The organism is Vibrio sp. 1727 (genome assembly GCF_033344415.1).
GTDB lineage: Bacteria > Pseudomonadota > Gammaproteobacteria > Enterobacterales > Vibrionaceae > Vibrio > Vibrio alginolyticus.
Window position 1 is genome coordinate 111179 of record NZ_JAWPOT010000017.1, and the last position, 25112, is coordinate 136290.

The following is a 25112-nucleotide window of genomic DNA, read 5'->3' on the forward strand; positions in this document are numbered from 1 at the left end:
TTAGTTCTCCTGTAATTTGTCCCGGATGTACTTCATGAGTTGTTCCGGTGGCACAAAGTTGTCTTTATCGCCGCTCGCTTGAGATAGTTGTTTGAGGTCAGAGCCCAGCTCTGGTGAGGCCAAGCGTTCGGCTATGTTGTTTTCTAGGTTGAGTACCGGACGTGTACGGTTAAACTCTTCGTCTGTGACCCAACCATTGCGTTTTGCTGCGACCAAAATCCTGTGATTCAGCTCAGGAAGAGACATTGGCCCTTGTCCTATAGGAGCGAACTGACCGTCTGGAGATGCGAGGTAAACAGCAGGGAAAGTTACGATACCAAGTTGTTTGGCATGGCCTTCATCGGTTTTGTAATGGGGGAAAAGCCCACTGGGGAGTGGTTTGCCGTCCATAGATACAGGAATGATCGAGAATCCTTCTCCTTGTTCCAACATCTTGATGAGCGGTGCTTGCAAGTCACTGTAGTCATCGTCGGACTTGTAGAAGAAGAATATCCCTACGCGTTCGGCTACGCTTTTGAGTAGCATGTTTTTGGCGTTACCAGCGTCACGATCAACTTGTTGTGAGGCAAACGTGGCAGCAGGACGTCGAGTAATTTCATCCAAGAAAGGATCACCTACGACCGCCAGCTCTGTAGCATCGGAAAATTGTTCAGAGCGATCTATCGCAAATCGTTGCAAGTAGAGAAACGTCCTGACGTTTTCAACGGTAGGATTGTTCCAAGCAAGGTCTTTGTACTTGGGTAAGTTTTCCCGGAACCATTCCGCTGAGAACATTTCTGGGCCGCTCGGAAGCGGAGCAGCAGGCTTAGGCTGTGTAGGCTTCGCTTCTGCCACAGGCTTTGGTTTGGGCTTTTCGGGTTTTTTCTCTGGTTCTTTGGGCTCTTCCTTGTACCAGAACCAACCCTCTTCCTTTCGCTCATAAAAACCAGGTCTTGTGCCATCTTGAGCCCAAGCCTGGTGTGATGCCCCCAGCGTGAGCGCTGCAAGGAGCAGTAAATTCAAAGGTGATTTTTTCATAGTCTCACGCACGTATTTTCCCATGCTCGATATGGTAGAGGTGGGAGGCGTGAAATTAGGCAGGTGTAAGCGCCCATTTAGGGCGCTTAGAGCGTTTTATTTGTCAACTTTCACATGTGAAAGAATTGACCAAACTATTTGGTCGTGTCCTCTTCAACTTCTGTCGCTTCTGCGGCCATCTTCATCTGCTTCTCGACCATGCGTTTTTGGGTGATGTAGCGGATAACCATCTCGACAGCGCTGTTCAACGCAAGGATTCGCATCGCTCTGGTGGATGCAACGTAGAGCAGGTTTATTTCATCGTCACGGGCCATTGGGTCGAGCTCTGGGTCCAGGACATCCGGAAAGTCGTCATAGAGCTGAACAAAGTCCCACTCCAACCCTTTGCACCGATGAGCTGTTGAGACCGTAATGTCAGCCCCAAACTCTTCTTTGACTGTATTGCGTCGTAGAGTGGTGAGTCGTTCAGGGATTTCATCGTAGCTGTTGATGATCTTGACAGCCCTCATCATCTCAGGGTCTTTGGTCGCCTTCGCTACTTCTTGATACTCGAAGTAGTCTTCATACTCATCAAGCAGTTTCTTATTCTTTACCCGGTCTGGCTCTGCCATCGAAAACCAGTACAAATCCTGGAGCTCATTGATCTGGTAAGCGTCGATTCCACCGACCCAGAATACCTGCGCTCCGGATTCGGTCGCAGAGAGCGCCGTCTCTATAACCCCCATGACGGTTCGGTGAAGTATTGCGCGGTGGCCCACGTCACCTGGTAAAAACATGAGTACCTGATCTGCTGGTCCCCGGCCAACAACAGGTCGTGTTTCACCTTTGAGTTCAAGAAGGGCGTTTGCCACCAGCGAAACGTTGGGGCCAAAGCGGAAGCTATGAGTGAGATAGAGTTGGTCGGCGTTCATGAGCTCTTTGCTATCAAGGGCGTTGTTTGCGCCTCTGAACCTATAGATCTGCTGGTGGCGATCTCCAACCAGGATTACCTTGCAGTTCTGCTGTAGGACGATGCTACTTGTTACGGGGTTAGCGTCTTGTGCCTCATCAAAAAGAATGGTGGTGTACCGGCGAGACAGATTCGGCATCCCGAGCTGATACTGTTTGAGGTAGCAATCGTGTACGGTCGGGAACGGATCTTGAACGTTTGTCATCCGTTTCCATATGAGCTCAGCACCTTCGACCACCTGGATTTGGTATCTCTCCTGTTTGGACGTAAGCACTTTACCCGTATCGGCGCGAGCAAAATGCGTATAAAGAATCCGCATGTCTGCACTACACATAAAGGCGTTGAGCGTATCGAGAATATCTTTGGCAAACGTCCAGTTCTTGGTATTCACCGCTTGGGCAATATCGGTGAGCCTTAGGTTGCCGGAGAGTTTGTGCTGGTAGCCCCTTCCTATAGTGGCGTAGGCAAGCTGGTGGGACGTTTTGCAGTCTACGTTTGCAGGAAACTTTTCTCTTGCCTCGTCGCGGATAGCCCTGTTGTATGCCAAGTAGAGGATACGTGAATCGAGGTTGTTGTGGGCGTACTTCACCAGTGTCGTGGTTTTACCCGTTCCAGCGTAGGCCTTAACGACAAGGCGAGGCCCTTTGTACTGAGTGATCAGTGATTGTTCTGGTGTGTCAGGAGGAAGTTGTTTCATGAGGCCCCCTACGACAAACACATCTGGAGAGTGATGCGCTTCTTTTGTGTCGAGAGGAACGTACTGATCCGCTTTTCTTCTCGGGGGAGGGATACTTCACAATCCAGATCTGTCCACCAGTCTGGGGCTTTACCTTGAGCCACCTCCGTAACCCAACTATGGAGACGGTGTAACCAGCGATAGTCGCCAATAGATGAGGTGGCTAGTGTCATAGCCTCCTCAATCTTGGTTTGAAGAGCCGCAGCTCTGTGTCGCCACTCTTCTGAATATTTAGCCTTTCGCGCCATCAGTTTTCCTCTTTCTTTTTCCCTCCCTTACCAGCTTTAGCGAGCTCTTGCTCCAACCCAGAAATTTTGGTCAGTGCATCATTGAGTCTTTGTTCGAGGCTCTTGGCCTGCTGGTCTTTTTCCTGCAACTGACCAGCCATCATGCCTTTGTCTTGAACAAGAGCGCGAGCTTCTGCTTCGGCGCTGGATAATTTGGCGTCCAGCTTTTCTACCTCTCCAGATAGGCGCTGGCACTCTCGTTCAGCGGATTCGCCATGAGCTTTGGCTGTGGCAAGGGAGTCCTGTGATTGGGCCAGTTTGGCCTGTACATTTTCGAGCTGCTCTTTCAACGATGTTTTTTGTTCCTGAGCGGCCCGGAGCTTTTCTGTCTGCTCTATACTCTTGCCTTTTTGCTCCTCCAACTCACCCTCTGTAGTTGCCAATTTTTGGCTCAAAGAGCGATTTTCGCTTTTAGCTTGCTCCAGGTGATCCTGTGCTCGGGTCAGATCTGCGGCTTTCGCCTCCAGCTTGCCCTCCAACTCAACGATCCGCTTTTCCAGCTTATCAATGTCAGCCAGTGAGCGTTCTAGCTCCGCAGACTTGAGGGATAGCGAGTTTTCTGCCTTACCAAGGGCCGCATCGAGCTCTGATTTTTTGTTGGTGAGAGCTTCAAGTTGTTCTTCCAGTAGCTCAGCCCGTTCGGTGGCATCATTTGCCATGTCCACGGCTTGCTGCATATCTTCCTGGTACTCAATTTCTTTCTGTCGTAGCAGTTCACGCTCGCGCTCAAGCTGTTCATCGGCGCTTGCTTTGGCTACCGTATAGATCTTCTGTAGGAAGAGCTCAGCATCGCTCATAACCGATTCTGGAAGGACTACCTCTACCAGCTCTTCATCGAGGGAGTGTTCCTCTGACCACTGTTTGAGATACGTTGAAATGGTGGTAAAGCTCCCCTTGCCAATGATGTCTCTGATAGCGATGACCGTTGGGCGTTTACCGGCGTCCTTGAGCTTTTGGGCCGCAGCCGCTACATCGTCAAACTCAACCAATTTTCTTGCCATGAGAACGTTCCTTTTAATTTGTAATGTTTACGATAATTACGATAATACGGTAATTATCATAATTATATATCATGCTGCTGTCGATTGGAATTGTTTGTGTGGGACAAAGCCCTTCCGGCTGCGGAAAAGCCTTGTTACGCGGTCACGCTGATTCATCCAGGGAAGGATTCGATAGTGACTCCACCGAAGGTGCCAAGGATTTCCGATGCCGCTTTATCAGATCGAGTTTTGCGTTGTTCTGAGGCGTCAAAGTTACGAAGCAATTTGAGCTGAACATCCTTATCCTGGAGCACGATCAGGGGCATTGGCGCGGTAACGGTTTTGAGTACCCCTGCGGCCATGACGTTTGCCACCGGTTGAACCTTTACTTCCCTTCGCTCCCGGAGATAAGGCTCCGGGGTGCTGGCGATCTTCTGGATAAGCTGCTCCAGGGGAAGTTGATAGTCTGGCCCAGATCGCTCCAGCTCCTCTCTGATGCGTTGCAAAAGCTCCTCTTTTACGGGCTTCTTCAAGGAGTCCTTCCGTTGCCAGGTGAAGCGGATAGAGTCGATGTCGCCATTGGTATAGCACCGAATTTGTCTGTAAAGGTGGAGAGTCATGACACCAGGGCAGTCCGCTCGAAGTGCTTCAAACCTCTCTTGCCTGGTGGGGTACGTCGAGATAATGAACTCCTCGATACCAGCTTTGGCCGCGTTGATGCGTTCAACCGTCGCCGCAATTTCGTCAGCTACACCAATCCTGGAAGGGGAGAACCAGAGTACCCCCACGGTGCGCCTGGCAGACTTCTGCGAATAGTCTGGGTTGATGTGAAGATCTCTGTAGCTGTGCGCTGCCAGCTCAAGAGCTTCGCGCCCAGTTTGTTCAGTTACGACAATCTTGTTGACGGGCTCGTTCTCCATTCCTTTTCCGGTAGGAGGGATGGCCGCAACTTTTGCGTACCGTGGCGGTAGTCGTTTGATAAGAGAGGACAGGTTCGTTAAGTCGCGGCACATGGCCGAGAATTGTTCTGATATGAAGTTTTTAGCCATGCTGCCGCCTATGTGTGGGTTTGTTCTAACAGTTCATTGGTTACATAGTAGACAGATTTAGACCATCATGCAATGAGGGGGAGGGGCAAGAATACGCCTCCGCTTCGCGTCGGCGGGTGCCCTGTTTGACCTTCGTGTGTGAGATTAGATTGAGAAAGAGAGAGAAAAAGAGAGAAAGAAGAAAAGCGCGGGGCAAGCCAGAAATGTGGCTGAGGGGGACTGCTGGGGTGGGGCTGGCACCCTCTATACCCCACTTTGCATGATGGTCTAACTTTGTGGTTATAGGACGACTTTTAGGGTGCCTAGATTTGCTCGATTAGGACAAATTTCGGTCCATCCACGCTGATTGGCGTAGCAGCGCGATGGCATCAGAAGGGGTAACTTTCCATGCGTTGGAAAGCTGGCGAACTGCGAAGACTGCGAGCTCCATTCGGTCGTCATCATTGATGAAATTCTGGAGCTGGTTTCCTCGCTCACTAAGGATGATCGCAACACCGGCCTTGCCGTTGTTGTAAACCGCAAAGCTCTTATTCTTCGCGTCGCCGTGATAGGAACCCTCAGCCTTGCTACGCAAACCAAAGAGAACGCTGCAAAACGCCGTCAGTTCGCCGCGAGTGAGCTGCACCGTGATCTTGCTTTTCCAGTCTGGGCTGGACCCCGATGCCCTGATCGGCGCAATCTCGATGCTGACCGTAGGATATTCACCTCTGGTTAGCGTGTGTTGCACATTCAGGCCGGTGCGTTTCGCGGGGTCCTTCTGCCAGTCTGAGAAAAATTTGAGGCTTTCGCCGTAGGATTGTTCTGTCATTCCAAATTACCTTTGCTTTGAAGCTCCTGGAGCTGGACCACGAGGTCACGTTGGACTTTGGCTATCTCTGTCACCAAGTCGGCGGTGGCAATAGCGTCGGTCGCTGCTGAATGGGCTCGACCTTTCCAGCTCACACCTGCCTCGCAGGTGGCATCCGCAAGTGAGATTGTGCCGTGCCGGTTGGTTGAGCCAAAGGCATCAGCCGCCAGCTTCATCGCGCACAGACAGTTCTGCTCTTGCCACCAAGAGAGTTGGTCTCCAAATGCACTGGCTGTTTGCCTCAACATCCTACTGTCGAAACTGGAGTTAAATATCACCAGATGACGGCCCGACAAAAGCCGGGCGAGAGCTGGCGCAACTTGAGTCCACGTAGGCTCATTCGACAGCTCAGTCTCGGTGATGCCATGAACACCCATTGCCTGAGGGTCTATTTCCACGGTTGGCCGTAATCTGGTGCAGAGGAGAACCGCGCCTCTGATGTCAGTAACAGCCAGCTCGATCACCTGGTCTCTTTCACCAAGTCCGGTCGTCTCGGTATCGAGAACCAGAGGTTCCAGAGCGACCCACCTTTGTGCCATGACAGAGGCCTTTGCCAGGTTGCTACGCATTCTTGCCTTGACCGAAAGGATGGATTGCGCCCTTATTTGCTTTTGTGATGCCGGTGAACAACCCCTTCTCCGCATTGGTTGGCAATCTGCTATCCGGTACACTCCAAATTGGCCACCATACCCGTTTTTGTAGAACGAAACTGGCTCTACTCCTGGCTTAGGCTTCATCCGAAATTCGTCCCTGAGCCGTCCTTTTGAAAAGCACCTATCGGCTTTCATGGCTTCGGCTCTGGCAAGTTCGAGTTCTTCATCATTCATGCTGTTAATCCGCTATATCGAGGCGTTGGCTCGCTCTCTTCAAACGCTCATCGCCGCGTCTGTCATATTTCTGGGTAGTTGCAATGCTTGAGTGGCCCATTGCGTCCTTCACGGTCACAATATCCTCACCGTTATCCAGCATCGAGGAGGCAAAGGTGCGTCGCAGGTCATGGGGCGCAAACATCTCCAGACCGGCTTCAACTCTTCTGGTCTCCAAGATGTGGTAGATGGCCTGATCCGACATCCGCTCTCCAGTCACATCATCAAACCGCCTGATCCTCGGGAATAAAGGCCCTTCATGCGTTCCTCGAACCTCTTCAACCCACTTATCCAGTCTTTTCCATGCGCCACCAGGCACATACGCCATTCTCTCTTTGTTGCCCTTGCCAAGAACCTTGAGAGCGCGGTCCTTGTAGATCATGCTTCCCATGTCCAGCGCAACGATTTCCGAGCGGCGCAAGCCACACCCGAGGAGCACCCCGAGAATGGCCGCATCCCGAAGCCCTTTGGCGCTTGAATCACTTTCACATGTGAAAAAGAGGCTGCGAATCTCATGGCGTTCAAGTGCCCGCCCTTTAGGAAGTCGAGATCCACGTACTGAACGGACTTGCTTAATGTGCTGGAAGCTATCCGTATCAATTTGCTTCATCGTCCAGGCTTCAAGAGCCACCCCTTTGAGCGCTGACAGGTAGGTGTTGATCGTTGCCGGAGCCTTCCCTGCATCCCCCAGCATTTCCAGCACCGCCAATATGTGGTGCCGCCTCATTGAGCTCCATGCACAGTCACGAAGGTTCTGAAACCCGATCATCTTGGCGACAATGTTGAGGAATGAGCTCATGGTCTGCCTGCTTCGCTTTGACCCGAGGCTCACCAGATAGGCGACGGCGGGGTTGTCCTGGATGTTCCGGAGCGAGCTCGATGACGGCAACAGTTCACCGCGAATGCTTTGTTCTGCCGGAACATTTACTTTCGCATGTGAAACTAGCTCTTCCTTGTCATTGTTTGTGTCGTGCAAAGTCACCTCCTAAGCCCGACCGCAACGAGAAGAAAATCCCATATTTTGAGGTGAAGAGGTAGTTCCTCCTCCATATGTTGCGTTTCGTAGCTTTGCATCAGTGGTTCAAACTTGGTTGGATTGCACAGCAATTCGTAAACTGTTCGGTTGGGCTTGGTGATCGGCTTATTCGGAGTGAATCCATGTTTGTTCTGGAGGTACAGCGCTACCGCGCCACTTCTGGATTCTCCGTAATAGCAATGAACGAAGATCTGATCGATACCGCTACCAACCAATCCATCCAGGAAGGTGGACAGCTTTTCAGCCTGGGATGAGTCAATGTAAGAGGCGTAATTCATCCGGAACGCTGCCTTCATCGTGTGGATGGTGTTCTCAGAATAGCCGCCGTCATAGAAGCTATCGCGGTACAACTGCCCCCACTGTCCGAGAGCGGCAGGGGACTTGTCTGGGTCAGTTATGGAGATCATGGCCGCACCGGGAACCGGCTCCAGTCTTTCGGCCTCCGCTTGACTAATGAAAAAGACTTTTTTGCTAAGCATGCCCCATCATCCCCTTACAAGGATGTGTTGCGAGTAGCTCATGCGCCTGACTTTGCCCCTCTTGAGTATCTACAGGAGCGGTCGTATACACACCTCCATGCCGCAAGTCCACAATACTGGTCCGACAGCAAGAACCTACGTTCTGAACTTTATTGTCCGAATCCAAACCAGCAAAAGTATGGCACGGTCCAGGGAATGGTTTCCTGCAAATAGAGCAGCGCTCAAAGTTCTTATCGAGGATTCTCTTTAAAACTTTCTCAAATTTGTTTTTGTTTAACATCGAGTTCTCCACACAAAGTTACTGGCCGAGCATCCCAGCCAAGGTGGTCTGCTGGCCTTCGCTACAAGGTGCAAATCCGGCAAAAGCACCGGCATTAACCTTGAGCTCATCAAAGCGTCCATCGGTGTCCCGGTAGTACACCTTACGTTTTCCAATTCCACCTTCGAGGTTTGCGGCCAACCAGGCGATCACTGCATCAGCATCGTTCGTAACTGATGCTCCCTGATCCAGATCGATAAGTACCAGGTGGGTGTCCGTCTGGAGTGCCACTTCAAAGGTCGCTCTTACATCAAAAATCACTGGTCGCGCTCCTTGTAAAAAGTGGGCATTCAGCACCACCTATCCTATTCCAAAAACTCTACTTTTTCAAAGATACATTTTAATAAGTAGAACAACAGCAAGAAGAACTTAAATTTATTTACCGTAATTATCATAATTACGGTAATACGGTAATTTTACAGATTTAGATGGAATGGTATAAGATGTCTCGCTGGAACATACTTGCTGAAAAAACGCTTAACAACGATAGTGAAAACATCATGTACAGGTGCGAGAGATAATATGTATAAGAGCCTTGAAGATCTGATGGCGGGTATTTACGAGATGGCAGCGCCAGATGGCATCATCTGTAACGAGGTTTCCAAATTCCTTGCGGCCAACCAGGTCAAGCCGGAAGACATAAGCTCTGGGATCTGGTTTTTCCTGTGGCTGAAATCAGCTCCCAAGGATGCGAAGCCAATCCAAAAAGAAATCCCCGGATTTGGAGTTGTTCTCAACATGCCGACTTATGGCGGAACGCTCAACGAAGCAATCACAGGGTTGATCGAGAACGAGTGCCGTCAAATAGAGCTCGCTGAGGGACATCCGAGCCTTGAGGCTTGGGTTGAATCAGTATTAGCCGGTCGAGATGACGGAGAGGAAAATGAAGCTGCGGCCAATATCGTGGATCTGCTTAATGGGTGTCACGACCTACTGGATACAGCAATAATCAATTACCTTTTTAAGGTGGGAAAAATCAACGAGCAAGAGATTTTGTCGCTCATCTATTATGGAGAGCTATGTGACCACTCTCTTGTCGGTACGCCTTTTTCAACGTTACATATCCCGAGTGAAAATAACGTCCACGAACGTAACATCATCCCCATTAAAAAAGGAGCCAGTTAGGCTCCTTTTTGTTACTCAGGGTTTGCTTTGAGAAACAACTTCATTCCAAGTATGCAGCACCTTCGATAGGTGCTGATGCTTTCTGGTGAAGTCCTTATCATCCAAGAGTGCTTTAAATGGCGCGTTCAGGTCACTGCATGTGACGTTCTTGCCGATCACAGACAGGGTATCCTGGAGTGATCCACCAGCAGCATCAAGCCCCATTCTATCGACGGTCTCACTACTCACCATTGCCTGGACAACATTGGTGAATGCCTTTGAGTTGAGCTGCTCAACGCTCAGGGCTGTATTGCATTTCTGCTCAACCGCTTGCTTGTACTGGATGGTGTACTTTGCAGTGATAGGTGACATGGTGTTCATCGCAAGTATGTATGCGTCTACCTCACTGGTCGGTAATGTCGCGGCGTAGACTGACGAGCATGATGCGGCTGCGGCCATTATCAAAGTTATTACCTTCTTATTCTTCATTTCTCTGAAATCCCCCTTTAAAATATGGAGCTACAACTCATTTGTACCAATCATAATACTATTGATTTCCAAAAGTATCTCTCTCTACTGACTCTATGATGGCTCGCCTTCCAAACACTTGGCCGCTGGCGTCGGTTAGCTAGACTAACACCAGCGTATTCAATGAATAACTAGCCAAAAACCTTTATCAATTCTTTAATTGTTCTGGCAGACTCCATTTCCTCCATAATCTTTTCAATTCCGACGCCGGAATCCAAATTACTTCTGTACTTTTTAGCCAAATCACAAAGTTCAGATTTTAACTCCTTGCAATCCAGATTAGAGATAAGAACAGCATTGAAATTAGCCTTAAACAGTCGAGAACCATACATCACAATTTCTACAGGCCAGTACCAGAATGGACTTAGCGGCTTGTAGCTCGCAACCTCGTCTATTTTGTAGTGACGACCTTCCGAATCATAAATGTCCATCAGCTCAAAATAACCGTTCCTCAAAGACTGAATAGTACATTTCCCGAACTCGGATTCTGATGCCACTACGAAGAGCGACCTTTTCTTGCTGCTCACAAGCAGCGCTGGAAATTCAATTTGCACAACCGCATCCCTCATCATTTATTGAATCAGCTAAACCACCACTAACAGGAGAGGCTTGAGCTACTTTTGCCCATTCAGGCGTCCCGTGCCACCAACGACCAAATGCGCTATATGGGGTAGGTCCATTGCCGTGAATGTTTTGGTGAATATCTCTTGGAATGGACTTCAAGTTCCAAGGATGGTTTTTTATTGAGTCAGGAACATATTTGCCAAACTTGCCATTTCTCTGAATAGCCCAATGGTGAAGCTCATTACCTCGTGGAACCCCTTGAACTTTCCTTACTCTGGGTGAGACATTGCTCCATTTTTGGCTTAATTTGAACCACGATTTACCGGAGCTGGCATGTCTGAAAACTCCTGACGCCCAGCCGCCACCTATAGCCCCAATCGCTCCGGCGATTCCAACTTTTGACCAACTAACACATTTCCAACTCCCATTATTTTCGATTAGTTGGCTAAGTAGCTCCAACCCAGCTCCAATACCTGCACCAACAAACGCAAATTCACCCGTCGGGTCGGTATTGGACATAGGGTTTCCATGCACATACCCGTAGGTGTTTACTCCATCGATCAGGCCAAGAGGGTCGCTGGTAATGTACCGCCCGGTCGCTGGGTCGTAGTAACGCCGCCAGTTGTAGTGGAACCCGGTCTCCGCGTCGTAATACTGTCCTGGGAATCGCAGGTTGAAGGTTGGCCCCTGGATGATGATGCTGGCCTTACCGAACGGGCTGTAGCTCGCCTTCCAAACGACTTGGCCGCTGACGTCGGTCAGTGCCTTCGGGGTGCCCAGGTGATCGACGTGGACTTGGTAGGTCTGTCCTGACTGAACAAAGCCCAAGGGTGTCCCATCGAGCCAGATGTACTCCGCCAGCACGTCTCCAGTGGCCGCGTCCAGCTCCTCGATGAGGTTTCCTGCCAGGTCGTAAACCAGCAGCCGGGTATGCCCGTTTAGGGTCTTGGTTACACGCTGATCCAGATGGTTGTATGTGTAGCTTACAGTCACTCCCGCGACCGTTGCGGCCACCAGCCGGTTCTGGCTGTCATAGGTGAAGGTATCCGCCCCCTGCTTCGTCAGGTTGCCATTGGCGTCATAGCTTCTGGAGGTTTGCCCGGCCTTCACCAACCAGTTGTTCATGTAGTTGATGGTGTAGCTTTGGCTCAGGCCATCGGTCGTGATCGAGGTCCTGTTGCCGGTGGCGTCATAGCCATAGCCCAAAACGCCATAGATCCCCTCAGCAGAGGTGATGCGGCCAACCGCGTCATAACCGAGTGACTGATTGACTGATGAGCTGAGATTGTCGTCTATGGCTGAAATCAACGAGTCTGGCGTGTACCGATAGACCAGCGAATGCACCCTAGCAGCGTCGATGCCGGTGACACGGTAATCGAGATCCAGAGTGCGGCTTTCTGAAATGCCGTTCCCTCTGACCATACTGGTGACGGGGCCAAAGGGCGCTCGCTCAATCTGGCTTGCCAGGTTTGTTGTGGTGCCTGCTTGTGTCGTTGTCACCTCGATGACGTCACCGGCTGAGTCACGGGTGTAGGAGACCTCACGGCCACTGGGATACGTGATCTTCGTGACGAGGCCTGCACCATCGTATTGGTACTGGGTAGTCAGGCTCTGCCCGTGGGTTTCCCAGGTTTCGTAAGCCAGCCATCCTTCGGGGGTGTAGCCAAATCTCCGGACACCGTTGCCATCATCGACTGAGGTCAAGCGGCCTATGCCGTATGGTGAGGTTGCTTCGTCGTACCCGTACAGAATTGGCGATTCGCCAGCGACATCGCTGGAGGTTTCGATGATCCGGTTCAGCGCGTCATAGCTGTAGCTTGTGGTTTGCCCCTTGGCCGTTTTGCGCGTTGCCACGTTACCGGCTTCGTCATAGGTAATGTCGGTGGTGCCGGTGTCCGGGCTCCGGACCTGGGTCACTTCGCCAAAGCCGTTGTAGCTGTAGTAGGTCAGGCGCGAACGAGGGTCGGAGACACGGTAAACATCGCCGGTATCCTTGTAGAGCACCTGCGTGACCTTCCCGAGGGGATCGGTCGTTTGTGTCCGGTGATGGAAGCCGTCGTACTTGTAGGAGTGTGTGTTACCAGAGGGACTGGTCTCCTGTATCAGGTTTGCCACCACATCGTAGGAAAACGATGACTGATTGCTATAGGCGTCGGAGACACTGGAGAGCCAGCCGATTTCGTTGAAGATCCGGCGCTCTATCCAACGGGTCTGGCCCAGCGCATCGAGCAGTCGCTCTTCTACTGGGTTCCCGAGGTCATTGAGCTCAAGCTCGCGCCGGTTGCCCTGTGCATCTGTTTCCGCCACCAGCCGATGTGCAGCGTCGTACTCATAGCTGACGGTTGCACCATTTGGCTTGGTCAGCGAACTCAGGAGGCCCACAGCATCATAGTTGTAGACCGTGGTTCCTTCTGGCCCAGTGGAGCTGACAAGTCTTCCTCTGGCGTCATAGGTGAGGGTTTGGGTTACACCATTGACACCCTGAATGGTCCCGGCGCGACCGTTCGCGTCGTAGTCACCAAACTGCGTCACCTGCCCCAGCGCGTTCGTTGTCCGGATCAGGTTGCCCTGGTCATCGTAGTCAAATGTCGTAACATCGCTGACGTCGGTGCGCGGACCATCAACCGAGGCCAACAGGCTCGGCTTTCCTGTACCAACAGGGGCATAGGTGTAGGTCCATGTCCGGGAAGCGCCCGAGCTGCGATCAGTGACCTTGCGGCTTATCACCCGGAGATGAGTGTCGTAGGTGAGCTCAGTGATCCTGGTTGGTTCTGTGATTTTTGCCGGGAGCGACTTGGAAGGAAGCCAGTCGGTCGTAACCTTACCCCCGTCCTGGTCTATCTGGGTGGTTTCCAATCCCCGGTCGTTATGGGTGAACGTGCGCTTCTGCCCAGCGCGGTCAGTAATGCTGGAGACGAGGCCTTTGCTGTCGTAGACGTAGGTTTCCTTGCCGCCCACAAAGCCGGTACACGGCGCACCCTCAACCACATCAGGCTTGAGCATCCCATTGTGGCGACTGTAGGTGTATCGCTGAACGTGGCCGAGGGCATTGGTGACAGAGACGCTTCCGTCAGCGTTGTAGCTTACCTGAGTTTTCTCTGCGCCCCCGGCGTGTTCGCTTAGAACCGCTCTCCCCTGAGTATCATATCCCCATGTGGCGAAACGGTTGCCGTTCTCGTCCACCAGCCCAGAGAGCAAACCCGGTGCATTCGGGTCATCGTAGAGATAGCTGCGGCTCGTATTGTCCTGGTAGATCACTTCCGCCAGCTTGCCAGCGCTGTTGTACTGGTACTGAATACTGCCACCAGCAGGATCGGTGACACTGACCATGCGGCCATCTTGATACTGGAACTGGATGGTGCGGCCAAAGCCGTCAGTGATCGAGGATAGCTCTCCGTTCAGATAGCTCAGGGTGATGTGATTGCCGTTGGGCTTCTCGATGCCGGTCAGTCGTCCGGTTTCATCATAGGCCTCGACTACCCCGTCAGATTGAGTGTAGCGCCAGCCGGTAGCATCCTTCGTCAAGGTATCATCGGTTTTCCATGTTGGCACCCAGACAGAGGACGAGTTGTAGAACGCGAGTTGTTGCCCTTCTGGCCGGTGCAGGACAACCATGTTCTCACCGTACTTCGAGGCGTTGACCTCGACGCTCCGCGAGTAGGTATGCCGCCAGCCGCCGAGCTCTTCATCAGGAAGGTGGCTATTGTAGTATCTGGTGAATGTGAAAGGGTCGGAGCCTCCGCTTTGATAATCCAGTTCAGCCTGGAACTTGTTGCCGGTGCCAAGATGGATAGGGTTCCCTACACACATGGTCGTTGTTGGTAAGCCGAGATCCCTGTCCAGGAACGGTGTTTTATCCATCTCACCCGGCAGAACATAGGTTGAGCGCCAGTAGACCGTAGCTGGGTCGCCAGTGCAGGTAGTGGGGTCATAATCGCCAGTAGCACCTAGATACTTAAAACAGATCCTGGAGACATAACGGCCATCACCATAACTGGCAACCGGATAAAGCGCATCCCCAACTGGCGTTCCCTTCCCTTGCTCCTCACCAGAGCGATAATTCTTCATGAAGGAATGCGCGTCTATGATGGTGTTGAAGCGCATTTTGTCTACTTCGGTGCTCACGGCTACAACCCGCCATTGTGCAAAAGCAACGCATGGCAAAGTTGCGAGCACCACAACGGCCAATGACCGCAGGTTTCGCATCAGTAAAAGGGAAGGTCTCGATCTCATTTACAGCTCCAGTTTTTATGCTGGAGCTATTTTCAGGTGGGAGAGTCGTTATCAACGACTGCGTTATTGCCCTTTTAGGGTATGAATACGTGATTTGGAGAGGTTGTGTATTCAGAACAAATGAGAAGCAGGTTACTCATTTCGCTCAAACACTGTGACAAGAACACGTTTTTGGTTGTCGTCGTTGATCACCATCAGGTACTTGAACTTGGAATCTCTATGGCCCCAGACTTCCACGTTATCTACGCGGCCATACTTTCTGGCTTTATGGCGAGCCACTTTCTCGTCAAAGGGCTGAACCTGTAACTCTGGATGCTGGAGGCGGCCAACAAGTGAGGCCCACGGTTTTTTAGGGTCTCCAGAGGTTATCCGGGCCTGATACTGATCGATGGCATGTTGAGTAACCAGGACGGGGCCAATGGCAGGTGTAGATATTTCGTCATGGGTCTGGGTATAGGCTTGCTTGTCCACATCGAGGAGCTCAATGTTGCCCTCTCCCGGCTCATCCATAAACTCCATGCTCTGCGAGACTTCAATAGTAGCGCCCTTTAAACGCCCAGTGAGGCAAGCCGCAAACTTGAAAGCAAAAGCCTTGGTGGATTTGCCCAGCGCCAGCTTCTTGATTGCACCTTTGGATACCACCAGCTTGTAACCAGCACCAGCACCTGGCTCTCTGCAAAAAACCTGTTTGTCCAGCGCCAGATAGCGAATGGCTACGAGCTCAGCCAAAAGATCCGCTTCTTCGTGGTCAAAATCAATATGGACATCAAGGATGCCTTTCCGTTTTGTACCAACGCGCCAGAATACAAGGGCTGAATTATTTGAAGTTTTCTTCGAGACGGTAGTCAATGTCATCATGGTCTATTTCTCCATTGTCGGGATAATGGTCGGCATCGCCGCCAGCCCCCCTATTCGTTTGGGTTCATTTAGATGCTATCACGGGTTTTAAAAATGCAACCCCTAGTGTCACTCTATTTATGGTCCCATGTATTTTTATAAGCTCGGGCTAGGCGTTTCTCGATCACTTCTGACAAACTGCAACCATCGACTTCTGACAACCGCTTCAAAATCCTGTGGGCTTTATCGCTTATAGTTATGCTTTTACCAACACCATATCCCCTTCTGCGACGTTGCCTAATTGATGTCCCGAGTTTATTGATTTGCTCTGCTGTCAGGTATTTATTAATCCATTCAGTGAGTTCTGATGGTGATCGCCCTATGCTGTTCAGGCTGTCCACGGCTTCAAGTTTCTTATCGAATGGGACGTCACGCCAGAAAGCTGGGCGCGAAGCAGCTCTGAGGAGATAGATCGCCGTAGCCTGAGCATCTTCATTGGATACTTTCAAAAAATCACCTTTTCCGTTACATGTCACACTTACCTTATCGTGACATGTAACACCTCAAACTGCAAGTATAAAAAAAGGCCAGCTATTGCTGGCCTTTACGTTCATTGTCGCAGTTACTCTTTAGGCGTTGTGATGCTTTTTTTCCTTCTGTTTCTCATGGTAGAGATACAGACTGCCGCCAGTGACGACAGTGAAAAAAATGAGCAACCCCAACATGCCTAATGTGAAAGCGTCCATTTGACCCCCTTAGGAATTGCTGACCTTGGTTAAGATTATACCATAGATCCACAGGATAACCCCAATGACCAACACCAAACCGGCTTCTTTGACGGTTATAGTGTCCCCAGATACAGCCAATCCTACAAGGGGTCGTCTCAGAAAACGGAATCTATGGTCACTCCCGTTTTTGCAACACCGATTTTGACGACAAGTTGGCTTGCTTGAATCTATCCGGCGTCTGAATGGGATTTTATTCCCGCGCCTCGATGAGTTCCGCGCCTGATGAACCTCCAGAAAATATACGGCTTCAATGAGCCTTTCCGTTTTACAGGTTCCTCAACAGGCCGGTGGGCCGTTAGTATCATCAATATCAGTATTCGCAAAACCAGATCAGTAATTCTTTAAACCGGTGTATTTCTGCCGTTATGCTACATAAGTTTGCTGTCGTGCCGTTAGGGCCCAGGCTATTCTGGCCAGCTTGTTTGCCAGAGCACAAGTGACGACAAAGTTGCTTTTCCGGCACAGTAAATCCCTGACCCAATCGGCCAATTTGCCAGACTGGTGTTCCAGTTTTTGTATGAATACCCTGGCACATTGAACCAACAAAGTTCGGATCTTTTTATTACCTCGCTTACTAATTCCCAGCAATGTCGTCCTACCTCCCGTGCTGTACTGCCGAGGTACAAGCCCTGTTGCCGCCGCAAAGTCACGGCTGCTGGCGTACTGCTTCCCGTCGCCAATCTCAGTTGAAATAGTACTCGCTGTCAGTGTTCCGACGCAGGGAATGCTCAGCAAGCGCTGTCCAACCTCATCTTCGTCCAACTTTCGTTTCAACTGGGATTCCAAATCTTTAATCTGCTCAACAAGATAGTGATAATGCTGTTGTAATTTCAGCAATAACTGGCTGAGGTAAAGAGGCAAACTATTATCCTCAAGAATGGTACTCAGTCGGCTAATAACGGCAGCTCCTCGGGGAACGCTAATGCCAAATTCCAGCAGAAAAGCATGCATTTGATTGGTTGTTTTTACCTTATCCTGAACCAGGGATTCACGGACACGATGCAGAGCCCGCATTGCCTGCTGAGATTCCGTTCTGGGCTGCACAAAACGCATAGACGGACGCGATGCAGCTTCACAAATAGCTTCGGCGTCGACAAAGTCGTTTTTATTGCTTTTAACGAACGGGCGGACAAATTGTGGTGATATCAGCTTTGGGGAATGCCCCAACTCTTCCAACTTGCGTGCCATAAAGTGAGAACCGCCACAGGCTTCCATTGCGATGGTTGTAGCGGGGCATGTCGCCAAAAATTCGATCAACTTTGGCCGGGTAAATTTTTTACGGTAAACAGCCTTCCCGCGACGATCCTGGCAATGAATATGGAAAGAGTTTTTACCCAGATCGATACCAATGAGCGCAATGTTTTCCATGATAGTTCTCCGAATGAAAGCCTGTCCTCAGCATAGTACCGGGAAGGAGGGAGTGACCATCTCATTAAATAAAGCACGCTAAGGCGTAACTACCCTCGGCTACACCGCGTCGGCACCACGCGGCTCTTTCTCCCCTTGCAGCGAAGCAATCAGCGGGCAAGAAACGTTCCCTTGCCGCGCATGGCAGGCGAACACAAGTTCGGATAGCACGGTTTCCATGCGCGCCAGGTCGGTCATTTTTTCGCGCACGTCCTGAAGCTTGTGCTCGGCCAGGCTGCTGGCTTCCTCGCAGTGGGTGCCGTCATCCAGCCTCAGCAGCTCTGCGATCTCGTCGAGGCTGAATCCGAGCCGCTGGGCTGATTTCACGAAGCGCACCCGCGTCACATCCGCCTCGCCATAGCGGCGGATGCTGCCATAGGGCTTGTCCGGCTCCGGCAACAAGCCCTTGCGCTGATAGAACCGGATTGTTTCCACGTTGACCCCGGCCGCCTTGGCGAAAACGCCAATAGTCAGATTCTCCAAATTTTTTTCCATATCGCTTGACTCCGTACATTGGTACGGAAGTAAGCTTAAGCTATCCAATCCAGATTTGAAAGGACAAGCGTATGTCTGAACCTCAAAACGGGCGCGGGGCGCTCTTCACTGGCGGGCTAGCCGCCATCCTCGCCTCGGCTTGCTGCCTGGGGCCGCTGGTTCTGATCGCCCTGGGGTTCAGCGGCGCTTGGATCGGCAACTTGACGGTGTTGGAACCTTATCGCCCGATCTTCATCGGCGCGGCGTTGGTGGCGCTGTTTTTCGCCTGGCGGCGCATCTACCGACCGGCGCAAGCCTGCAAACCAGGGGATGTGTGTGCGATTCCCCAAGTGCGCGCTACTTACAAGCTCATTTTCTGGGTCGTGGCCGCGCTGGTTCTGGTCGCGCTCGGATTTCCCTACGTCATGCCATTTTTCTATTAATCACAGGAGTTCATCATGAAAAAACTGTTTGCCTCTCTCGCCATCGCTGCCGTTGTTGCCCCCGTGTGGGCCGCCACCCAGACCGTCACGCTGTCCGTACCGGGCATGACCTGCTCCGCTTGTCCGATCACCGTTAAGAAGGCGATTTCCAAGGTCGAAGGCGTCAGCAAAGTTAACGTGACCTTCGAGACACGCGAAGCGGTTGTCACCTTCGATGATGCCAAGACCAGCGTGCAGAAGCTGACCAAGGCCACCGAAGACGCGGGCTATCCGTCCAGCGTCAAGAAGTGAGGCACTGAAAACGGCAGCGCAGCACATCTGACGCCCTTGTCTGCTACCACAAACGAAAAAGGATCTGTCGCATGACCCATCTAAAAATCACCGGCATGACCTGCGACTCGTGCGCGGCGCACGTCAAGGAAGCGCTGGAAAAAGTACCCGGCGTCCAATCTGCCATAGTGTCCTATGCCAAGGGCGCGGCCCAGCTCGCCCTTGATCCAGGCACAGCGCCGGACGCACTGACCGCCGCCGTGGCTGGCCTGGGCTACAAAGCGATGCTCGCCGATGCCCCGCCGACCGACAACCGCACTGGGCTGTTCGACAAGGTGCGCGGCTGGATGGGTGCCGTCGACAAGGGCAGCGGCGGCGAGCGCCCGTTGCAAGTCGCCGTGATCGGCAGCGGTGGAGCCGCGATGGCGGCAGCACTGAAGGCCGTCGAGCAAGGCGCGCAGGTCACGCTGATTGAGCGCGGCACCATCGGCGGCACCTGCGTCAACGTCGGTTGTGTGCCGTCCAAGATCATGATCCGCGCCGCCCACATCGCCCATCTGCGCCGGGAAAGCCCATTCGACGGCGGCATGCCACCCACACCGCCGACGATCTTGCGCGAGCGGCTGCTGGCCCAGCAGCAGGCCCGTGTCGAAGAACTCCGTCATGCCAAGTACGAAGGCATCCTGGACGGCAATTCAGCCATCACCGTTCTGCACGGTGAAGCGCGTTTCAAGGACGACCAGAGCCTTATCGTTAGTTTGAACGAGGGTGGTGAGCGCGTCGTGATGTTCGACCGCTGCCTGGTCGCCACGGGTGCCAGTCCGGCCATGCCGCCGATTCCGGGCCTGAAAGAGTCACCCTACTGGACTTCGACCGAGGCCTTGGTCAGCGACACCATTCCCGAACGCCTAGCCGTGATCGGCTCGTCGGTGGTCGCGCTGGAACTGGCGCAAGCCTTCGCCCGGCTGGGCAGCCAGGTCACGATCCTAGCTCGCAACACGCTGTTCTTCCGCGACGACCCGTCCATCGGCGAGGCCGTCACAGCGGCCTTCCGTGCCGAAGGGATCAAGGTACTGGAACACACGCAAGCCAGCCAGGTCGCGCATGTGAACGGCGAATTCGTGCTGACCACGGGACACGGTGAAGTACGTGCCGACAAGCTGCTGGTCGCTACCGGACGGACACCGAACACGCGCAGCCTGGCACTCGACGCGGCGGGAGTCACCGTCAATGCGCAGGGTGCCATCGTCATCGACAAGGGCATGCGCACCAGCACGCCACACATTTACGCGGCCGGCGACTGCACGGACCAGCCACAATTCGTCTATGTGGCGGCAGCGGCCGGCACCCGTGCCGCGATCAACATGACCGGAGGGGATGCTGCCATCAATCTAACCGCGATGCCGGCCGTGGTGTTCACCGATCCGCAAGTAGCAACCGTGGGCTACAGCGAAGCGGAAGCGCATCACGACGGGATCGAAACCGACAGTCGCACGCTCACGCTCGACAACGTGCCGCGTGCGCTTGCCAACTTCGACACACGCGGCTTTATCAAGCTGGTCATCGAGGAAGGTAGCGGACGGCTCATCGGCGTGCAGGTCGTCGCCCCGGAAGCCGGCGAATTGATCCAGACGGCTGTTCTCGCCATTCGCAACCGCATGACGGTGCAGGAACTGGCCGACCAGTTGTTCCCCTACCTGACGATGGTCGAGGGGCTGAAGCTCGCGGCGCAGACCTTCACCAAGGATGTCAAACAATTGTCCTGCTGCGCAGGATGAAAGGAGATGGAACCATGAAGCTCGCCCCATATATTTTAGAACGTCTCACTTCGGTCAATCGTACCAATGGTACTGCGGATCTCTTGGTCCCGCTACTGCGGGAACTCGCCAAGGGGCGTCCGGTTTCACGAACGACACTTGCCGGGATTCTCGACTGGCCCGCTGAGCGAGTGGCCGCCGTACTCGAACAGGCCACCAGTACCGAATATGACAAAGATGGGAACATCATCGGCTACGGCCTCACCTTGCGCGAGACTTCGTATGTCTTTGAAATTGACGACCGCCGTCTGTATGCCTGGTGCGCGCTGGACACCTTGATATTTCCGGCGCTGATCGGCCGTACAGCTCGCGTCTCATCGCATTGCGCTGCAACCGGAGCACCCGTTTCACTCACGGTTTCACCCAGCGAGATACAGGCTGTCGAACCTGCCGGCATGGCGGTGTCCTTGGTATTGCCGCAGGAAGCAGCCGACGTTCGTCAGTCCTTCTGTTGCCATGTACATTTCTTTGCATCTGTCCCGACGGCGGAAGACTGGGCCTCCAAGCATCAAGGATTGGAAGGATTGGCGATCGTCAGTGTCCACGAGGCTTTCGGCTTGGGCCAGGAGTTTAATCGACATCTGTTGCAGACCATGTCATCTAGGACACCGTGATCGGATATCGACCCAATGTTCTACGGCACCGGCATCGGATTCGCAGCGCGCGGATTGAACTCGGCGAAACGGTATATGCATTGCCGTGAACCGACCAAAAGGAGGTGTTCGATGAACGCCTACACGGTGTCCCGGCTGGCCCTTGATGCCGGGGTGAGCGTGCATATCGTGCGCGACTACCTGCTGCGCGGATTGCTGCGGCCAGTCGCCTGCACCACGGGTGGCTACGGCCTGTTCGATGACGCCGCCTTGCAGCGACTGTGCTTCGTGCGGGCCGCCTTCGAGGCGGGCATCGGCCTCGGCGCATTGGCGCGGCTGTGCCGGGCGCTGGATGCGGCGAACTGCGATGAAACTGCCGCGCAGCTTGCTGTGCTGCGTCAGTTCGTCGAACGCCGGCGCGAAGCGTTGGCCAATCTGGAAGTGCAGTTGGCCGCCATGCCGACCGCGCCGGCACAGCATGCGGAGAGTTTGCCATGAACAGCCCCGAGCGCATGCCGGCCGAGACACACAAGCCGTTCACCGGCTACCTGTGGGGTGCGCTGGCGGTGCTCACCTGTCCCTGTCATTTGCCGATTCTCGCCATTGTGCTGGCCGGCACGACGGCCGGCGCGTTCATCGGCGAGCACTGGGGTATTGCAGCCCTCACGCTGACCGGCTTGTTTGTCCTGTCTGTGACGCGGCTGCTGCGGGCCTTCAGAGGTCGATCATGAGCGCTTCCCAGCCAATTGAATGGACAGTGGCGCAACTGGCGCAGGCGGTCGAGCGCGGGCAGCTTGAGCTGCACTACCAGCCGATTGTCGATTTGCGCAGTGAGCAGATTGTCGGCGCGGAAGCCCTGTTGCGCTGGCGTCATCCGACGCTCGGACTGTTGCCGCCGGGCCAGTTCCTGCCCGTGATCGAATCGTCCGGCCTGATGCCGGAAATCGGCGCATGGGTGCTGGGCGCAGCCTGCCGTCAAATGCGCGACTGGCGGGTGCTGGCATGGCAACCGTTCCGGCTGGCCGTCAATGTTTCGGCGAGCCAAGTGGGGCCAGATTTCGACAAGTGGGTAAAGGGCGTGCTGGCCGATGCCGGGTTGCCCGCCGCGTATCTTGAAATTGAGCTGACCGAATCGGTTGCGTTCGGTGATCCGGCGATCTTCCCCGCCCTGGAAGCTTTGCGACAGATCGGTGTGCGCTTCGCCGCCGACGACTTCGGCACCGGCTATTCCTGCCTGCAACACCTGAAATGCTGCCCCATCAGCACGCTCAAGATCGACCAATCGTTTGTCGCCGGACTCGCCAACGACCACCGCGACCAGACCATCGTGCGCACCGTGATTCAGCTTGCGCATGGGCTTGGCATGGAAGTAGTGGCCGAAGGCGTGGAAACATCGGCGAGTCTTGATTTGTTGCGACAAGCGGACTGCGACACAGGACAAGGCTTCCTGTTCGCCAAGCCGATGCCGGCGGCGGCATTCGCCGTCTTCGTCAGTCAATGGAGGGGTGCCACCATGAATGCAAATGATCCGACTGCCACCAGTTGCTGCGTGTGCTGCAAGGAAATCCCGCTCGATGCCGCCTTCACCCCGGAAGGCGCGGAATACGTCGAGCACTTCTGCGGGCTGGAGTGCTATCAGCGCTTCCAGGCGCGCGCCAAGACCGGGAGCGAAACCGATGCCGATCCGAACGCCTGCGACTCATCACTGTCAGACTGAGGCATAGCTCAACCTGACATAGAAGCAAAAACTCAACCACCTTCTACCAACTCTCCGAACAGCTCCTTGACCTTTGTTTTCGCATCAGCAAGTGCAGTTCTGCCTTGTTCAGTGATGTCATAAACACGCCGTTCACGTCGCCCGGTGCGTTCGTGGCGTGAGGTCAGATAGCCTTTTTTTTCCAGGCCGTGCAGCATCGGGTACACGGTGCCAGCGCTCATCTCGTAGCCGTGTCGGCGTAGCTCTTCGATGATCCCCAGCCCAAAGACAGGTTCCTCGGCTGCATGGTGAAGGATGTGCAGGCGGATCAAACCGCCGTAGAGGTCTTTGTCAGTCATTTTTTGTGCCTCACAGAGCGACGCTCAACAGCCACCCAGCTGCACCGCTACCGAGGACAACCAGCCACGGCGGGAGCTTCCAGAACATAAGTGCGACAAGGGCAACTAATGCCAAGCCGAAGTCTTGCGGCTGAAAGATGGCGCTAGTCCATACAGGCTGATACAGCGCGGCCAGCAGCAAGCCGACTACAGCGGCATTGATCCCGGCCAGCGCAGCTTGGATGCCTGTATTGCGGCGCAAACGCTCCCAAAATGGCATTGATCCGACGACCAGCAAGAACGAGGGCGCGAAGATAGCCAGCAGACACACAATGCCGCCGATCCAGCCCGACGGGGCGGTGTTCATCGAGGCACCAAGAAACGCGGCGAACGTGAACAAAGGGCCGGGCACCGCTTGAGCTGCCCCGTACCCCGCGAGAAAGGATTCATTGTTGACCCAGCCGGAGGGCACCACTTCGGCTTGCAGTAATGGCAGCACAACGTGACCACCGCCGAACACCAGTGATCCGACACGATAGAAGGAATCCACCATTGCCATGGTTTGACTTGGCATCAGTTCGGCCAACACCGGCAGGCCAATCAGCAAGACAAAGAACAGCGAGAGCCAAAGCACGCCGGCCCGGTGACTGACCGTGATAGGTAGGGGGTCATGCTCAACAACTTTCGCTGGCTTGAACAATAACCGGCCTGCGATGCCTGCGATAGCAATCACGCCAACCTGTCCCCACGCGGACGGCACAAGTAAAACGACGCAGGTAGCAATTGCCATGATGGTGACTCGCAGCCCATCCGTGCATAGGTTACGCGCCATGCCCCATACTGCTTGAGCGACCACGGCCACAGCCACCACTTTTAAGCCATGCAACGCGCCCTGCGAGACGTAATCGCCATAGCTGGAGATGCCGAGCGCAAAAAGGATCAAGGCTATGGCAGACGGCAGCGTGAAGCCAGCCCAAGCAGCCAGCGCCCCGCTGTATCCAGCCCGAGACAGTCCTACCGCTATGCCGACCTGGCTGCTTGCAGGCCCTGGCAAGAACTGACAAAGCGCGACCAAGTCAGCATAGCTCCGTTCGGAGAGCCAGCGCCGCCGTGTGACAAATTCGGCGCGGAAGTAGCCCAAGTGCGCAATGGGGCCGCCAAAAGATGTCAATCCAAGCCGCAGAAAAATAAGAAAGACCGACCATGGTCTGCTGTCATCGGTAGGGTTATTCGTCATACTTTCGCCTTCATGATCTGCAACGAGTTGATCAATAATAAGCGAAATTCGATAACGAAATTCGATATAAATCTAGAAAAAAATACCTCTATGTGTACTACGCAGTTTTAGCTGTGGCTTTCACAGGAGCACGCTTACTTACGGCTTAGCGTGCTTTATTTAATGAGATGGTCACTCCCTCCTTCCCAGTACTATGCTGAGGACAGGCTTTCATTCGG

General features: G+C 53.5%; 27 protein-coding genes. 8 read left to right on the plus strand and 19 right to left on the minus strand.

Annotation, left to right across the window (positions count from 1 at the left end):
* The 10 genes from traF to R8O10_RS16800 form a co-directional block, all read right to left on the minus strand.
* The gene (traF, locus tag R8O10_RS16755) at positions 1-1017 is read right to left on the minus strand and encodes a conjugal transfer protein TraF (protein ID WP_000749520.1); all 1017 of its coding nucleotides are present in this window, start codon (positions 1015-1017) and stop codon (positions 1-3) included.
* 134 nt (positions 1018-1151) lie between these two features.
* On the minus strand, positions 1152-2663 hold the full coding sequence (locus R8O10_RS16760; RefSeq protein WP_000811656.1) for a UvrD-helicase domain-containing protein: 1512 nt from the start codon (positions 2661-2663) through the stop codon (positions 1152-1154).
* Between the two features lie 8 nt (positions 2664-2671).
* The gene (locus R8O10_RS16765; protein WP_000101263.1) at positions 2672-2950 is read right to left on the minus strand and encodes a hypothetical protein; all 279 of its coding nucleotides are present in this window, start codon (positions 2948-2950) and stop codon (positions 2672-2674) included.
* On the minus strand, positions 2950-3990 hold the full coding sequence (locus R8O10_RS16770) for a DNA-binding protein (RefSeq protein ID WP_000101568.1): 1041 nt from the start codon (positions 3988-3990) through the stop codon (positions 2950-2952). Before R8O10_RS16770 ends, R8O10_RS16765 begins: the two co-directional genes overlap by 1 nt.
* A gap of 152 nt (positions 3991-4142) precedes the next feature.
* The gene (locus tag R8O10_RS16775; protein WP_001097010.1) at positions 4143-5018 is read right to left on the minus strand and encodes a DNA replication terminus site-binding protein; all 876 of its coding nucleotides are present in this window, start codon (positions 5016-5018) and stop codon (positions 4143-4145) included.
* 316 nt (positions 5019-5334) lie between these two features.
* A complete protein-coding gene (locus R8O10_RS16780; RefSeq protein ID WP_000139717.1) occupies positions 5335-5826 on the minus strand; it encodes a hypothetical protein in 492 nt (163 codons plus the stop codon).
* Positions 5823-6692, minus strand: coding sequence for a 3'-5' exonuclease (locus tag R8O10_RS16785; RefSeq protein ID WP_000997323.1), 870 nt, complete (start codon positions 6690-6692; stop codon positions 5823-5825). Before R8O10_RS16785 ends, R8O10_RS16780 begins: the two co-directional genes overlap by 4 nt.
* Before the next feature lie 4 nt (positions 6693-6696).
* Positions 6697-7707, minus strand: coding sequence for a tyrosine-type recombinase/integrase (locus R8O10_RS16790; protein ID WP_000543934.1), 1011 nt, complete (start codon positions 7705-7707; stop codon positions 6697-6699).
* Positions 7708-7709: 2 nt separating this feature from the next.
* Positions 7710-8246: a hypothetical protein gene (locus R8O10_RS16795; protein WP_000949433.1), complete on the minus strand. Its 537-nt coding sequence runs from the start codon at positions 8244-8246 to the stop codon at positions 7710-7712.
* Positions 8247-8544: 298 nt separating this feature from the next.
* On the minus strand, positions 8545-8826 hold the full coding sequence (locus R8O10_RS16800) for a hypothetical protein (RefSeq protein WP_000575657.1): 282 nt from the start codon (positions 8824-8826) through the stop codon (positions 8545-8547).
* Between the two features lie 201 nt (positions 8827-9027).
* Between R8O10_RS16800 and R8O10_RS16805 the strand changes: the two genes are divergently transcribed.
* Positions 9028-9690, plus strand: a complete 663-nt coding sequence (locus R8O10_RS16805; protein ID WP_015063586.1) for a hypothetical protein — start codon at positions 9028-9030, stop codon at positions 9688-9690.
* Between the two features lie 15 nt (positions 9691-9705).
* Here R8O10_RS16805 and R8O10_RS16810 read toward each other — a convergent pair whose 3' ends face one another.
* From R8O10_RS16810 to R8O10_RS16850, 7 genes are all read right to left on the minus strand, one after another.
* Positions 9706-10128 (minus strand): hypothetical protein, encoded by a 423-nt coding sequence (locus R8O10_RS16810; RefSeq protein WP_002210564.1) that lies wholly within the window; start codon positions 10126-10128, stop codon positions 9706-9708.
* A gap of 200 nt (positions 10129-10328) precedes the next feature.
* Positions 10329-10751, minus strand: a complete 423-nt coding sequence (locus R8O10_RS16815; RefSeq protein ID WP_001165345.1) for a hypothetical protein — start codon at positions 10749-10751, stop codon at positions 10329-10331.
* The gene (locus R8O10_RS16820; RefSeq protein WP_001257735.1) at positions 10741-14994 is read right to left on the minus strand and encodes an RHS repeat-associated core domain-containing protein; all 4254 of its coding nucleotides are present in this window, start codon (positions 14992-14994) and stop codon (positions 10741-10743) included. Before R8O10_RS16820 ends, R8O10_RS16815 begins: the two co-directional genes overlap by 11 nt.
* Before the next feature lie 132 nt (positions 14995-15126).
* Positions 15127-15852: a hypothetical protein gene (locus R8O10_RS16825; RefSeq protein ID WP_000988731.1), complete on the minus strand. Its 726-nt coding sequence runs from the start codon at positions 15850-15852 to the stop codon at positions 15127-15129.
* A gap of 113 nt (positions 15853-15965) precedes the next feature.
* Entirely contained in the window at positions 15966-16340 is a 375-nt protein-coding gene (locus R8O10_RS16830; protein ID WP_000868820.1) for a hypothetical protein, read from the minus strand.
* 642 nt (positions 16341-16982) lie between these two features.
* Positions 16983-17987: an IS110-like element IS4321 family transposase gene (locus R8O10_RS16845; protein ID WP_000427623.1), complete on the minus strand. Its 1005-nt coding sequence runs from the start codon at positions 17985-17987 to the stop codon at positions 16983-16985.
* A 99-nt stretch (positions 17988-18086) separates the two neighbouring features.
* Positions 18087-18521, minus strand: coding sequence for a mercury resistance transcriptional regulator MerR (locus R8O10_RS16850; protein ID WP_000414383.1), 435 nt, complete (start codon positions 18519-18521; stop codon positions 18087-18089).
* A gap of 71 nt (positions 18522-18592) precedes the next feature.
* Here R8O10_RS16850 and R8O10_RS16855 point away from each other — a divergent pair, with 71 nt between their 5' ends.
* From R8O10_RS16855 to R8O10_RS16885, 7 genes are all read left to right on the plus strand, one after another.
* Entirely contained in the window at positions 18593-18943 is a 351-nt protein-coding gene (locus R8O10_RS16855) for a mercuric transport protein MerT (protein WP_001294666.1), read from the plus strand.
* Positions 18944-18958: 15 nt separating this feature from the next.
* Positions 18959-19234, plus strand: coding sequence for a mercury resistance system periplasmic binding protein MerP (merP, locus tag R8O10_RS16860; protein WP_000732290.1), 276 nt, complete (start codon positions 18959-18961; stop codon positions 19232-19234).
* Positions 19235-19305: 71 nt separating this feature from the next.
* Positions 19306-20991 (plus strand): mercury(II) reductase, encoded by a 1686-nt coding sequence (gene merA, locus R8O10_RS16865; RefSeq protein ID WP_109883233.1) that lies wholly within the window; start codon positions 19306-19308, stop codon positions 20989-20991.
* A 14-nt stretch (positions 20992-21005) separates the two neighbouring features.
* A complete protein-coding gene (gene merB / locus R8O10_RS16870) occupies positions 21006-21644 on the plus strand; it encodes an organomercurial lyase MerB (RefSeq protein WP_000761850.1) in 639 nt (212 codons plus the stop codon).
* A gap of 111 nt (positions 21645-21755) precedes the next feature.
* On the plus strand, positions 21756-22121 hold the full coding sequence (gene merD, locus R8O10_RS16875; RefSeq protein WP_000995361.1) for a mercury resistance co-regulator MerD: 366 nt from the start codon (positions 21756-21758) through the stop codon (positions 22119-22121).
* A complete protein-coding gene (gene merE, locus R8O10_RS16880; RefSeq protein WP_001087810.1) occupies positions 22118-22354 on the plus strand; it encodes a broad-spectrum mercury transporter MerE in 237 nt (78 codons plus the stop codon). Before merD ends, merE begins: the two co-directional genes overlap by 4 nt.
* Positions 22351-23340, plus strand: coding sequence for a DUF3330 domain-containing protein (locus tag R8O10_RS16885; protein ID WP_001276635.1), 990 nt, complete (start codon positions 22351-22353; stop codon positions 23338-23340). The genes merE and R8O10_RS16885 overlap by 4 nt, the downstream gene beginning before the upstream one ends.
* Positions 23341-23372: 32 nt before the next feature.
* Here the strand turns inward: R8O10_RS16885 and R8O10_RS16895 are convergent, their stop codons facing one another.
* Entirely contained in the window at positions 23373-23678 is a 306-nt protein-coding gene (locus R8O10_RS16895) for a PadR family transcriptional regulator (RefSeq protein ID WP_000130000.1), read from the minus strand.
* A gap of 10 nt (positions 23679-23688) precedes the next feature.
* Positions 23689-24894 (minus strand): chromate efflux transporter, encoded by a 1206-nt coding sequence (gene chrA / locus R8O10_RS16900; RefSeq protein ID WP_000184001.1) that lies wholly within the window; start codon positions 24892-24894, stop codon positions 23689-23691.
* Positions 24895-25112 lie beyond the last annotated feature (218 nt).